Below are 16,028 nucleotides of genomic sequence, written 5' to 3' on the forward strand. Positions count from 1 at the left end.
GCTGGAGTATCTTTTGATGCTTGATGTGCTCGTTGTTATTTTTCCGAAAAGTAAAAGAAAAACATTTGTGATGGTTGTTGGGAATAACAGTTTTCAAATATCTAATAGATTTGTTGAGGTAGTAAGCAGATGAAAGAGAGAATTGCCAGAAAGGGAAGTCCACTTAACGCGGGGTTAGTGCGGGAGTCGTCAGAAAAGGTTGGTGACGACATATTTGTCCGAAAGTTTAATGGGTTATCTGAGGCTGAACGTACCCTGTTGCTGGAAACCTGGAACGCCACAGAAACCCCGTATCCTGACCATTTATGTATTCATCAGTTGTTTGAACAACAGGCAGAAAAAACTCCGGCTGCCGCAGCGTTAATCGCCGGGGAGCAGATCCTGAGCTACGCGGAACTGAACGCCCGGGCTAACCGGCTGGCTTGTCAACTGAATGAGCAGGGGATTTGTCCGGATGACCATGTAGCGATTCTGTTAGAACGCTCGGTTGAATTGGTAGTGGTTCAATTGGCTATCCTTAAGGTTGGTGCGGTTTATGTCCCTGTTGATCCTAACGTACCGGATGAACGGAAAAACTGGCTGATAAACGATTGTGCCGCCAAATTACTGCTTACTGATATGCAGACGGAAATCCCGGCTGACTTGGTTGTGCCGCGACTCCGTCTTACCCCCGAGACAGAACCGATCCGGGAAGATGATAGTTGCAATCCCGATTTATTGGGTTCCAGTACTGGGCCGGCGTATATCATGTATACCTCCGGTTCGACAGGGACACCAAAAGGGGTTATCGTGCCTCACCGGGCTGTCGTCCGGTTGGTTATCAATAATGGCTACGCTGAAATCGAACCTAATGACCGGATTGCCTTCGCCGCTAACCCAGCTTTCGATGCCAGCACCTTCGAAGTTTGGGCGCCGTTGCTTAACGGTGCTGCGCTGGTGGTTATTGATCATACTACGTTGCTGACGCCGCGGGATTTTGTCCAGGCGTTACAGGTGCATCACATTACGATCCTGTGGATGAGTGTCGGGCTGTTTAACCGGCTGGTGGCAGAGCTGTCCCCGGTGTTGCCTCAACTTAAAATGCTGCTGGTTGGGGGAGATGTCCTCGATCCGCATGTCATTGCTCAAGTGCTGCGTAAGAGCCCGCCAAAACAGTTGTTGAATGCCTACGGCCCGAGTGAGGGAACTACGTTTACTACTATCTACCCTGTTGACTCGTTAACGTCGGGGACGACTTCTATTCCTATTGGTCGCCCCATTGCTAACACCCGGATTTATTTGCTGGATACTGACGGTCAGCCGGTACCATTGGGGATGGCCGGTGAGATTTATGTCGGGGGTGACGGAGTGGCCTGCGGTTATCTTAATCGCCCTGAACTGACCGCTGAACGCTTTCTCACAGACCCATTTAGCGGTAAACCGAATGCGCGTATGTACCGAACCGGGGATTTGGCCCGTTATCTGCCGGACGGCAATCTGGAATTCCTGGGCCGTAACGACCAGCAGGTGAAAATCCGCGGTTTCCGGATCGAACCGGGGGAAATTGAGGCCCGGCTGGTGGAATATCCGGTGATACGTGAAGCCGTGGTGCTGGCGTTAGGGGAGGGGCAGGACAAACAACTGGTTGCCTATGTGTTGACTCAAGAAAATGATGGATTGGCCGCTCGCCTGCGTGAACACCTGAGTACGCGGTTGCCGGATTATATGGTACCGGTAGCCTTTGTGCGTCTGGATGAATTCCCATTGACACCGAATGGTAAACTGGATCGCCGGGCGTTGCCGGCACCGGGAGAGGACGCCTTCGCCCGTCAGGTTTATGCAGCGCCGCTAGGAGAGATGGAGATTGCTCTGGCCACCCTTTGGCGCGAATTACTGGGTATTGAGCGGATTAGTCGGCATGACAGCTTCTTTGCGCTGGGCGGTCATTCTTTGCTCGGCGTACGGATGATTGAACGTCTGCGCAGTTTGGGATTGACACTGGCCGCCCGTAACCTGTTCCAGTATCCGGTGCTGTCAGAACTGGCCCAGACATTGGAGCAACATCAGGCTGTAGTGGTGCCGCCCAATATCATCACATTAACGACCACGGCGTTGACGCCAGAGATGTTGCCACTGATTGCTCTGACCCAGCCTGAGATTGACCACATTGTTGAACAGATGCCGGGCGGGATCACCAATATTCAGGATATCTATGCCCTGTCGCCGTTGCAGGACGGTATCTTGTTCCATCATCTGCTGGCGAAGCAAGGTGACCCCTATCTGCTGGCCTATCCGATGATTTTTGCTGACCGGGCGCTGCTGGATCGCTATCTGGCGGCAGTGCAACAGGTGGTTGATCGCCATGATATCCTGCGGACCGCGTTTATCTGGCAGGGATTATCTGCACCGGCGCAGGTGGTCTGGCGTCAGGCGCCTTTATCGGTCACTGAGCTGACCCTGGACCCGGCTGACGGGCCAGTGGGTGAGCAATTGGCTCACTGTTTTGATCCGCGTCAGTATCGTTTTGATCTGAGTCAGGCCCCATTGTTGCGCTTTGTGGTGGCGCAGGAAACCGATGGCCGCTGGCATGTGCTGCAATTGCAGCATCACCTGATTGGCGACCATACGACAATGGAAGTGATGCACCACGAAGTACAGGTTTGTCTTGCCGGACAGGGCGGCAGCTTGCCGGTACCGCTGCCTTTCCGCAATCTGGTGGCGCAGGCCCGGCTGGATATCAATCAGGCAGAGCATACCCGCTTTTTTACCAACATGCTGGCTGACGTGGATGAGCCGACGTTGCCGTTTGGTCTGACCGAGGTGCATCGTAATGGTTCGCAGGTCACACAATCGTACCGGATGTTATCGCTGGAGCTAAATGATCGCCTTCGTCAGCAGGCGAAACGCCTGGGTGTCAGTGTGGCAACATTGTGTCATCTGGCCTGGGCGCAGGTACTGTCACGGACCAGCGGGCAGAAGAAAGTGGTGTTCGGCACCGTGCTGTTTGGGCGCATGGCGGTGGGGGAAGGGGCTGACAGCGGTATGGGGCTGTTTATCAATACCTTACCGTTGCGGTTGGATATGGATGACACGCCGGTACACGACAGTGTACGGCTGGCACAGTCCCGGCTGGCCGGATTACTGGATTATGAACATGCGTCACTGGCACTGGCCCAGCGTTGCAGTGGGGTAGCGGGCGGCACACCACTGTTTAGTGCTCTGTTGAACTACCGGCATAATGAGCAGCCGCTGATCTCTCATGAGGCTGTACCGGGTATCGAATTCCTGGGCGAACAGGAGCAGACCAACTATCCATTTGTGTTATCGGTGGAGGATGGTGGCACGACTCTGGGGCTGACTGCTCAGGTGGTAGCGCCGTTTGAACCGGACCGGGTATGCGGTTATATGCAACAGGCGCTGGCAAGTCTGGCAGAAGCGCTGGAGCGAGCGCCGGAAACGCCGGTACGAGCACTGAACATTCTGCCTGAAACGGAACGCGCGTTATTGCTGGAAACCTGGAACGCGACCGAAACACTGTATCCTGAGCAGTTATGCATTCATCAGTTGATTGAACAACAGGTAGAAACAACGCCTGATGCCACCGCGTTGGTGTATGAAGGACAGCTCCTGAATTATGCCGAATTGAATGCCAATGCCAACCGGCTGGCCCATCAACTGATTACACTGGGAATAGGGCCAGATCAGCGAGTGGCGATCTGCATGGCAAGCTCACCGGCACGGGTGGTAGGGTTGTTGGCGGTGCTGAAAGCCGGTGGCGCTTATGTGCCGCTGGACCCGGTTTATCCGGGGGAACGTCTGGCGCATATTCTGAATGATGCGGCCCCCTCAATAATATTGGCTGATGAAACCGGACGGGTAGCGTTGGGCGAGGAGGCGATTGCTGGGCTGACTCTGCTTGATCCGAATACCTTGCCTGATCAACCGGACAGCAACCCGCAATTATCGGCGCTGACTTCCCGTCATCTGGCTTATATGATTTATACCTCCGGTTCTACCGGCGTGCCCAAAGGGGTGATGGTTGAACATCGTGGGTTGGTCAATCTTATTCGGGATAAAATTGTCCAGTTTGGTATTCATTCCGGTAACCGGGTGTTGCAGTTCGCTTCATTTGGTTTCGATGCCAGTGTCTGGGAAACCATGATGGCGCTGACCGGTGGCGCGAGTCTGGCTATTCCGGCCGACACGGTTCGTCAGGATCCGCATCGCCTCTGGCATTATCTGGAAGAGCAAGCGGTGACGCACGCTTGTTTGACTCCGGCTCTGCTGCGGGATGGCGCTGATTTACCGGCGCTGACGATAAAGCTGACGGTGATACTGGGCGGTGAAGCGCCCAGCCCGGCGCTACTCCAGACATTGAGCCGTCAGGCCACGCTGTTCAATGCCTATGGCCCGACAGAAATTACCGTGTGTGCCACCCACTGGCGTTGTCCATCAAACTATACCGATGCGTTGGCACCTATTGGGCGTCCGACGGCGAATACCCGGATTTATCTGCTGGATGACTACGGGCAGCCGGTGCCATTGGGGGCGGTGGGGGAGCTGTATATTGGTGGCGCTGGTGTGACACGCGGCTATCTCAATCTCCCTGACCTGACTGATGAACGTTTCCTGGCTGACCCATTTAGTGATGCAACTGATGCGAGAATGTATCGCAGCGGGGATTTGGCCCGTTATTTGCCAGATGGCAATCTGGTGTTTGTTGGCCGTAATGACCAGCAGGTTAAAATCCGTGGATTCCGGATTGAACCGGGTGAAATCGAAGCTCGGTTAACAGAATATCCTGCGGTACGTGAGGCGTGGGTGCTGGCGCTGGGTGACGGGCAGGACAAACGTCTGGTCGCTTATGTCGTGGCGGAAGAAGATAACGGATTAGCTGCCCGTTTGCGTGAACATCTGAGTGCTATTTTGCCTGATTGTATGGTGCCGGCGACTTTTGTGCGTCTGGACGCCTTCCCGCTGACCCCGAATGGCAAGCTGGATCGTCAGGCATTACCGGCTCCGGGTGAAGATGCCTTTGCCCGTCAGGTTTACGAAGCACCACAAGGGGAGACAGAAACTGCACTGGCGGCTATCTGGCGTGAATTATTAGGCATTGAGCAGATCAGCCGGCATGACAACTTCTTTGCGTTGGGGGGGCATTCACTGTTGGCGGTACGGGTCATGAATCGTATCGCTGCTTTCGGTGTTGAACTGCCGCTGGTTGCCTTATTTACGTCACCGTCACTTGCGGCCTTTGCGGAGAGGATATGTGCCCAGCGCAATGTGGAAGGGGGGAGATTATCTGAAATTGTTCCCGTCTCCCGTGAGAGTGCTTTACCGCTGTCATTCGCTCAACAGCGTCTGTGGTTTCTGGCGCAGTTTGATGGCGTCAGTGATACCTATCATATTCCGCTGGCACTGTACTTGCGTGGTCAGCTTGATATTACCGCCTGGCAACAGGCGCTGAATTGTCTGTTTGCCCGCCACGAAGCGCTGCGTTCAGTCTTTATCATGGTTGACGGTCAGCCTCAGGTTGAACTGTTACCGGCGGAGTTTGGTCTGCCGGTGAAACAATACGATCTGCGTAACGCGCTTGAAGTCGATGAGCAACTTAAGCTTCTGTGCGTACAGGAGGCGGAAACGCCGTTTGATCTTGCCCGTGGTCCCCTAATCCGTTGCGCGCTGATACAACGAGCCGACGAGGATTACGTCTTCTTGCTGACTCAGCATCACATTGTGTCCGATGGTTGGTCTGTAGAGATCTTGAAATCAGAACTGGGCGTACTTTATTCTGCCTGCTTAAATGAACAGCCTGATCCCTTGCCCCCATTGGCGATTCAATATCCTGATTATGCTGTCTGGCAGCGTAAGGTGTTCTCTGGTGAAGGGTTGCGGGTGCAAAGTGAGTACTGGCACCGCACGCTGGCCGATGCTCCGGTATTGCTGGAATTGCCGACAGATCGGCCCCGACCATCCCGGCAATCATTTACCGGCGGCCGGATACCGGTGCAGATTGATGCCACGTTGGTACAGGCCCTGAAACAGCTGGGACAACAGCACGGCACCACATTGTTTATGACATTGCTGACCGCCTGGGCGGCATTATTGTCACGCCTGTCCGGGCAGGATGATCTGGTGATCGGCATACCGAGCGCCAACCGCAACCGGCGGGAAATCGAGCCGCTGATCGGCTTTTTTGTCAATACCCTGGCGTTGCGTATTGATTTGTCCGGTACACCGGATATGGTCACGCTGCTCCAGCGGGTGCGACAGACAACACTGGGCGCACAGGAACATCAGGATCTGCCTTTCGAACAGGTGGTTGAGATTGTACAACCGCTCCGCAGACCGGAACATACCCCGCTATTTCAGGTGATGTTCGCCTGGCAGGAGAGCGACATCGAAGCGTGGCAACTGCCGGGATTAGCGGTGATGCCAGTCGTACAGGGATACGATATTGCTACATTCGATCTGCAACTGGAATTGACGGAAAAGGCGGGTGAGGTTGTTGGGGAACTGAATTATTCTTCTGCCCTGTTTGACCCTGAAACGATTGAAAGACAGGTCGGCTATTTGCAGGCCCTATTGCGGGCGATGGTGAACCATCCTCAGCAATCAGTCACGACCGTCGATATATTGTCATCCACTGAGCAGACATTATTGCTGGAAACCTGGAATGCCACCGCAGTGCCGTATCCTGAACAGTTGTGTGTTCATCAGTTGGTTGAACAACAGGTGGAGAAGACCCCGGACGCCATAGCGGTAAATTATGAAAATCAGACGCTTAGTTATGCCGAACTGAATGCCCGCGCCAACCGGTTGGCGCATCAGCTTATTGCATTAGGTGTAATACCGGATCAACCGGTAGCCATTTGTGTGACACGATCACTGGAAAGAATAGTGGGATTGCTGGCGGTGTTGAAAGCAGGCGGGGCTTATGTGCCATTAGATCCGGCTTATCCGGGTGAACGTCTGGCTTATCTGCTCACTGATGCTGCGCCAACGATTTTGTTGGCGGATAATATTGGACGGGCAGCATTGGGTGAAGAAACATTGGCGACGCTAACCGTGCTCGATCCAAATACCCTGCCGGATCAACCGGACTGCAACCCGCAGGTCTCTGATCTCACCTCACGGCATCTGGCGTATGTCATCTACACTTCCGGCTCCACTGGCAGACCGAAAGGGGTGATGATCGAACATCAGAGTGTGGTTAACCTGACGCTGGAACAAATTGTCCAGTTTGATGTTGGTATAACCAGCCGGATGTTGCAATTTGCCTCATTTGGTTTTGATGCCAGCGTCTGGGAAATTATGATGGCGTTGAGCAGTGGGGCTATGTTGGTTATTCCGACTGAAACAATTCGGCAAGACCCGCACCGTCTCTGGCATTACCTGGAAGAACGGCGGGTAACGCACGCCTGCCTGACACCGGCCATGTTCCACGATGGTGCCGATTTACCGGTGATAACCATAAAGCCCACATTAATATTCGCAGGAGAAGCGCCGGCTACCGCCCTGTTTCAGACATTGTGCGGCCGGGCAGATTTGTTCAACGCTTATGGCCCGACGGAAATCACTGTTTGTGCCACCATCTGGAATTGCCCGTCAGACTATACCGGGGGATTAATTCCTATCGGCAGTCCGACGGCCAATAAGCGTTTTTATCTGCTGGACAAACATGGTCAACCAGTACCATTGGGAGCGGTAGGTGAGTTATATATTGGCGGTGTCGGTGTGGCGCGTGGTTATCTCAATCGCCCTGAACTGACCGCCGAACGTTTCCTTACTGATCCATTTAGTGATGACGTTGATGCTCGGATGTATCGCACTGGGGATTTAGCCCGTTACCTGCCGGACGGCAATCTGGTGTTTGCCGGTCGTAATGACCAGCAGGTTAAAATCCGTGGTTTCCGTATTGAGCCGGGGGAAATCGAGGCGCATCTGACCGAACATCCGGCGGTGAGCGAAGCGTTGGTACTGGCGCTGGGTGACGGTCAGGATAAGCGTTTAGTGGCCTATGTAGTGGCAAATAATGTAATGGCAGAAGCGGATAGCGGACTGGCCGCCAGTCTGCGTGAACATCTGAATGATATTTTACCTGACTATATGGTACCGGCGGCTTTTGTGCGTCTGGATACCTTCCCGTTGACGCCGAATGGTAAGTTAGATCGCCGGGCACTGCCGGCACCGGATCAGCATGCCTTTGCCCGTCAAATTTACGAAGCGCCGCAAGGGGAAATTGAGAGTGCGCTCGCCACTATCTGGCGTGAATTACTGGCAGTTGAGCAGGTTGGTCGGCACGACAGCTTCTTTGCGCTAGGTGGTCACTCGCTGCTGGCTGTGCGGATGATTGAACGTTTGCGGCGTATGGGATTGGGCGTATCGGTCCAAACGCTATTCGAGCATCCGACACTCAGTGTTTTGGCCCAGTCTCTGGCGCAACATTGTGAAATCCCGGTACCTGACAACCGTATTACACCGGATACTCTTGTACTGACGCCAGAAATGCTGCCGTTGATTGATCTGACTCAGCCTGAGATTGACCGCATAGTTGAACAAGTTCCGGGCGGGATTGCCAACATTCAGGATATCTATGCCTTGTCACCGCTACAGGATGGCATTTTATTCCACCATTTACTGGCAAACGAAGGCGATCCTTATCTGCTGATAACCCAACAGGCTTTTGCGGATCGGTCTTTGCTGGATCGTTATCTGGCCGCAGTTCAACAGGTGGTTGACCGCCATGATATTCTGCGTACTGCTTTTATCTGGGAGGGGCTATCAGCGCCGGCTCAGGTGGTTTGCCGTCAGGTTGCCTTATCCATCACAGAATTGACACTCAATCCGGCTGACGGATCGAACCGTGATCAACTGGCCCAACGCTTTGATCCGCGCCAGTATCGTATTGACTTGAGTCAGGCTCCGTTGTTGCGCTTTGCAATTGCTCGGGATACTGATGGCCGCTGGATCCTGCTGCAACTACTGCATCACCTGATTGGCGACCATACCACGCTGGAAGTGATGAACAGCGAAGTGCAGGCATATCTTACCGGACGGGGAGACAGCTTGCTGGCTTCGACACCTTTCCGTCATCTGGTGGCGCAGGCCCGGTTGGGCACCGGCCAGTCAGAACATACCCGTTTCTTTACCGATATGCTGGCGACAGTGGATGAGCCGACGCTGCCGTTCGGCTTGACGGAAGTACACCATGACGGCTCGCAGGTGACGGAATCGCACCGGATGCTGACGCCTGCACTGAATAGTCGTCTGCGTAATCAGGCTCGGCGTTTGGGCGTCAGTGTGGCGGCGCTGTGTCATTTGGCCTGGGCGCAGGTGTTATCGGGTACCAGTGGTCAGAAGCAAGTGGTGTTTGGCACGGTGTTGTTTGGGCGTATGCAGGCTGGTGAAGGTGCCGATAATGGTATGGGGCTGTTTATTAATACCCTGCCATTACGGTTGGATATGGATGAAACCCCGGTGCGGGAGAGTGTACAGACCGCCCATACCCGATTGGCGGGATTATTAGCGCATGAACATGCATCACTGGCGCTGGCTCAACGTTGCAGTGGGGTAGCCAGTGGGACACCGCTGTTCAATGCGTTGTTGAATTATCGGCATAATACCCATCCGGTCACGCCGGATGAAATCATCAGCGGTATTGAATTCCTTGGCGCACAGGAGCGGACCAACTACCCGTTTGTGTTGTCGGTAGAGGATGGTGGTTCCGATTTGGGGCTGACTGCTCAGGTAGTGCAGCCATTTGATCCGGAAAGGATATGTGGTTATATGCAGCAGGCGCTGGAAAGTCTGGTGATAGCACTTGAACAGACGCCGGAAACGCCGGTACAGACGTTGCAAATCCTGCCGGAAACCGAGCGCACATTGTTGCTGAAAACCTGGAATGCGACCGAAACAACCTATCCTGACCCACTGTGCATTCATCAACTGTTTGAACAACAGGTGGAGAATGCCCCGGACTCTACCGCGTTAATATATGAAAACCAATCCTTTAGCTATGCGGAATTGAATACCCGTGCCAACCGGCTGGCGCATCAGCTGATCGCGCTGGGTGTCGCGCCGGATCACCGGGTGGCGATTTGCGTGGCAAGTTCACCGGCGCGGATAGTGGGGCTGTTGGCAATATTGAAAGCCGGTGGTGCCTACGTGCCGCTGGATCCGGCTTATCCGGGTGAACGTCTGATTCATATTTTGACCGATGCGGCACCGGTTATTTTGTTGGCAGATAATACCGGACGTTCAGCATTAAATGAGCAAATGCTTGCCCAACAAATTGTTCTTGATCCGAATTCATTGCCTGATCAGCCGGACAACAACCCACAAATTGCTGCATTGACCTCCCGTCATCTGGCTTATGTGATTTACACCTCCGGCTCGACCGGTACGCCGAAAGGGGTGATGGTTGAACATTGCGGGCTGGTTAACCTTATCCGGGATAAAATCGCCCAATTCGCCATTCATTCCCATAGCCGGATGTTGCAATTCGCTTCATTTGGTTTCGATGCCAGTGTCTGGGAAATTATGATGACATTAGGCAGTGGTGCCAGCCTGGCTATTCCTGATGATGCTGTTCGTCAGGACCCACGCCGTCTCTGGCATTATCTGGAAGAGCAATCGGTGACGCACGCTTGTTTGACGCCCGCTTTGCTGCGGGATGGCACTGATTTGCCGGCGATAACCATCAAACCAACATTAATACTGGGTGGAGAGGCTCCCAGTGTAGCCTTACTTCAGGCACTGAATGGCCGGGCAACGGTGTTCAATGCCTATGGCCCGACAGAAATAACTGTTTGTGCCACCGTCTGGTGTTGCCCGTTAGATTATCGGGATGGATTCATTCCTATTGGTCGTCCGACGGCCAATACCCGTGTTTATCCGCTGGATGCTCATGGTCAGCCGGTGCCTTTGGGAGCGGTGGGTGAGCTATATATTGGTGGCGTCGGTGTGGCGCGTGGCTATCTCAATCGTCCTGAACTGACCGGCGAACGTTTCCTTGCTGATCCGTTTAGTGACGCAGCCAACGCACGGATGTATCGGACCGGGGATTTGGTTCGCTACCTGCCGGACGGCAATCTGGTATTTGTTGGTCGCAACGACCAGCAGATTAAAATCCGCGGTTTCCGGATTGAACCGGGAGAAATTGAAGTTCGGCTGACAGAACATTCCGCAGTACGCGAAGCGCTGGTATTGGCACTGGGTGATGGGCAGGACAAACGTCTGATTGCCTATGTGGTGGCAGAAGCGGAGGACGAGCTGGTTAACTGTCTGCGTGAACATCTGAGCGCGTCATTGCCTGACTACATGGTACCGGCGGCGTTTGTACGTCTGGACGCATTTCCGCTGACCCCTAACGGCAAACTGGATCGCCGGGCGTTACCGGTGCCGGGGGAGGAAGCCTTTGCGCGCCAGATTTACGCGGCACCACAAGGGAAAACGGAAACCGCACTCGCCGCTATTTGGCATGACTTACTGGGCGTTGATCAGATAAGCCGGTACGACAGCTTCTTTGCATTGGGAGGCCATTCATTGCTCGCGGTGCGCATGGTTGAACGTTTGCGTAACCTGGGTTTAACGCTGGCAGTACGTGACTTGTTCCAATCCCCTGTACTGTCTGAACTTGCTCAAACCTTGAAACTGAATCAGGGCGAAGATGTGCCTGCCAACGTCATTACACCGGCAACGACGGCGTTGACACCGGAAATGTTACCGCTGATTAATCTCACTCAGCCTGAGATTGATCACATCGTCGAACAAGTGCCGGGCGGGATTACCAATATTCAGGATATCTATGCGTTGTCGCCGTTACAGGACGGCATTCTGTTCCACCATCTATTGGCAAACGAAGGCGACCCATATTTGCTGGCTGGTCAGATGGCTTTTGCTGATCGGCCTCTGTTGGACCGTTATCTGGCTGCGGTTCAACAGGTGATTGACCGCCATGACATCCTGCGTACCGCTTTTATCTGGGAAGGATTATCTGTTCCTGCTCAGGTGGTTTGCCGTCAAGTGCAATTGCCGGTGACTGAACTGACACTGGATCCAGCTGATGGGCCAGTCAGTGACCAATTAGCTCAACATTTTGATCCACGCCGGCATCGTATTGATTTGGGACAGGCACCGTTGCTGCGCTTTGTCGTGGCACCGGAGATAGATGGCCGCTGGATTGTCCTGCAACTGATGCATCATCTGATTGGTGACCATACCGCGCTGGATGTGATGAGCAACGAAGTTCAGGCCTATCTTGATGGACAGGAAAGCAACCTGCCTGCGCCGGCACCTTTCCGCAATCTGGTGGCGCAGGCTCGGTTAGGGGTGAGTCAGGAGCAGCATATTCGTTTCTTTACCGACATGCTGGCTGAGGTGGATGAACCTACGTTGCCGTTCGGATTGACAGAGGTACGTCATGATGGCGCGCAAATGACAGAATCGCACCGGATGTTAACTGCGGAGTTGAATGACCGCTTACGCGGACAGGCCCGGCGTCTGGGCGTGAGCCTGGCCGCTTTGTGTCATCTGGCCTGGGCGCAGGTGTTGTCGCGTACCAGCGGTCAGAAGCAAGTAGTATTTGGCACGGTATTGTTTGGGCGTATGGCTGCCGGTGAAGGTGCAGACAATGGCATGGGACTGTTTATCAATACCTTACCGCTACGGCTGGATATGGATAATACTCCGGTACAAGACAGTGTACAGGCGGCACACCGTAGGTTGGCGGGATTGCTGACACATGAACATGCGTCACTGGCGTTGGCTCAACGTTGCAGTGGAGTGCAAGGCGGAACACCACTGTTCAGTACCTTGCTGAATTACCGGCACAACGCATTGCCGACGGCTTCGAATGAAATCATGGACGGTGTTGAATTCCTTGGCGCACAGGAGCGGACTAACTATCCGTTTACGCTGTCAGTGGAAGATTTTGGTGAAGCGCTGGGTTTAACCGCGCAAATTGTCCAGCCATTTGACCCTGAGCGGGTATGTGGTTATATGCAACAGGCGCTGGAAAGTTTGGTCGCGGCACTTGAACAGGCCCCGGAAACGCCGGTGCGGATGCTGGAAATCCTGCCTGAAACCGAGAGGAATTTGCTGCTGAAAACCTGGAACGCGACGGAAACCGCGTATCCTGACTCACTGTGCATTCATCAACTGTTTGAACAACAAGTGGGAAAAAATCCTGATGCCACGGCGTTGATCTATGAAGAGCAAGCCCTCAGTTATGCGGAACTGAACGCCTGTGCCAACCGGCTGGCTCATCAATTAATTGAACTGGGTGTGCAGCCTGATCAACCGGTGGCGATTTGTGTGAAGCGTTCGCCATCAAGGATTGCAGGGTTATTAGCAGTACTGAAAGCGGGTGGTGCCTATGTGCCGCTGGATCCGGCCTATCCGGGTGATCGTCTGGCTTATATGCTAAATGATGCCGCTCCGTCGGTGGTACTGGCGGATAATACCGGACGTGCCGCATTGGGTGAAGAAGCACTTGCGAAATTAACCGTACTTGACCCGAATACCCTGCCTGACCAGCCGGACAACAACCCACAGGTTCCTGCGTTAACTTCACGGCATCTGGCCTATGTAATTTATACTTCCGGTTCGACCGGTATGCCGAAAGGGGTGATGGTTGAACATCGTGGGTTGGTCAACCTTATCCGGGATAAAATCAGCCAGTTTGACATTCATTCCCATAGCCGGATGTTGCAATTCGCTTCATTTGGTTTCGATGCCAGCGTCTGGGAAATCATGATGGCATTGTGTGGTGGTGCCACCCTGGATATTCCTGCCGACACGGTTCGTCAGGATCCGCTGCGCCTTTGGCATTATCTGGAAGAACAGGCGGTGACTCACGCTTGCCTGACACCGGCTCTGCTGCGGGATGGGGCTGATTTACCGGAAATAACCATAAGACCAACATTAATATTGGGCGGTGAAGCGCCCAGCGCGGCATTGCTTCAGGCACTGCGTGGCCGGGCCACGCTGTTCAATGCTTACGGCCCGACAGAAATCACGGTATGTGCTACTACCTGGCGTTGTCCGGCAGATTATACAGATGCATTAATTCCCATCGGCCGTCCGACGGCCAACACCAATGTTTATCTGCTGGATGCTTGCGGCCAGCCGGTCCCATTGGGAGCGGTAGGGGAATTGTATCTTGGTGGTGACGGTGTTGCGCGTGGCTATCTCAATCGCTCTGACCTGACCACTGAACGTTTCCTGGCTGATCCGTTTAGTCAGTCACAGGATGCTCGGATGTACCAAACCGGGGACTTGGCCCGCTACTTGCCGGATGGCAATCTGGTATTTATTGGCCGTAACGACCAGCAAGTTAAAATCCGCGGATTCCGTATTGAACCGGGTGAGATCGAAGCCCGGCTGGTGGAGTACCCTGCTGTGCGTGAGGCTATCGTACTGGCTCTGGGGGACGGGCAGGATAAACGTCTGGTGGCTTATGTCGTGGCACCAGCGAATGATGGATTGGCTACCTGTTTGTATAGCCATCTGAGAGCACTGTTGCCTGACTACATGGTACCGGCGGCGTTTGTACGTCTGGACGCATTCCCGCTGACCCCTAATGGTAAGCTGGATCGCCGGGCACTGCCGGAGCCTGATCAGAATGCCTTTGCTCATCAAGCCTATGAAGCGCCGAAAGGGGAGGTTGAGAGCGCATTGGCTGCTATCTGGCGTGAATTGCTGGAGGTTGAGCAGATAAGCCGGTATGACAATTTCTTTGCGTTGGGGGGACATTCGCTGCTTGCTATGCGGATGATCAACCTTGCCGCTGGTCGTGGTTTGATGTGTACATTGAATAACCTATTCCAATTCCCTGTGCTGGCTGAACTGGTATCAAAGATCACATTAGATCCATTGTCTCAGCCGCAAAGCAGTGCGATACCTGTGCGGCCATCCGGAATGGAACCGCCGCTATTCTTTGTGCCCAGCGGCATGGATGATTACTCCTATGTTTTCGGGCTGGCTCAACATATTCAGTCAGACTATCCGATTTATGCATTACCCTGGCCGTCCATCAATGAGGAACAGGTATCAACTATTGAAGCGTTGGCCGCCAAAATGATCACCTTTATGAAGGCGGTTCAACCGGAAGGCCGATACCGGATCTACGGTTACTCTTCTGGTGGAGTACTGGCTTATGCCATTGCCCAGCAACTTTTGAATGCCGGTGAGACCGTTGATTTCCTGGGTTTGATTGATACGCCTGCCCCTCACTGCTTCAAGCAGCAGGTCATTCAACCAAAACTCCAGTTTCTGGCTGAACTGGCAAAACAGTCAGGCGGGGAACATGCAGAGGAGATTGCAGTATTGCATCAGAGAATCGATAAACTGAATTTGGTGCAATTTATTGCCGCGGCGCAGGAACTGGAACTATACCCGGCCAATCTGCGTCCTGATTTGATCGCAAAACGTTGGGAACAGATGGGGAATTATGTGCAAATGGTCAAAGAATATGAACCACAAGCTTTGGCGATAACGCTCCACCAGTTCTATGCGATGGAATCTTATCCGCAGATCCCTTTTGTTACGGAAGCCACATTACCCTCCTTGAGTATGGAACCGTCGTTAGGCTGGAAGCAGGTCGTGCCTGATTCTTCGCTCCAGCTAACATCTGTACCCGGCGACCATTTTAGCCTGATGGAAGACAGTGAAAATAAAACCATTTTGGCTAAAACTTTAAGTATGGCGTTGGCAATGAATTGTGAAGCGGAGGTGGTGTAATGTCAGTGATATTGCAAGAATAAAAAGCGGTTATTGACGGTAATGTTGTCCGGTTAAAGGTGTTTATAATGGCCGGACATCTCTTCCCAAGTAAAATTAAGGTAAAGAACTCGCCACGCTTCTTATCGTTAAACCGATAAGAAGCGTGGCGGGTGTTCTTGATAGATTAACCATGTTTATTTAAATTACATTTAAATAAATCGGTAAATTTATTTAATAACGCCTTATTACATCAACAATAGTGAAAAGTCTGGCGGATTAATTAACCTGAAAGGTTATAATGATTAAATGGGTATTTAAGCATT

At 53.2% G+C, this 16,028-nt stretch carries 1 protein-coding gene; it reads left to right on the forward strand.

What is annotated here, in order from left to right; translation table 11 throughout:
• Positions 1 to 129 precede the first annotated feature (129 nt).
• Entirely contained in the window at positions 130 to 15,723 is a 15,594-nt protein-coding gene (locus PTE_RS21595) for a non-ribosomal peptide synthetase (RefSeq protein ID WP_036850570.1), read from the forward strand.
• Positions 15,724 to 16,028: the final 305 nt, after the last annotated feature.

Source organism: Photorhabdus khanii NC19, assembly GCF_000517265.1.
Taxonomy (GTDB): domain Bacteria; phylum Pseudomonadota; class Gammaproteobacteria; order Enterobacterales; family Enterobacteriaceae; genus Photorhabdus; species Photorhabdus khanii.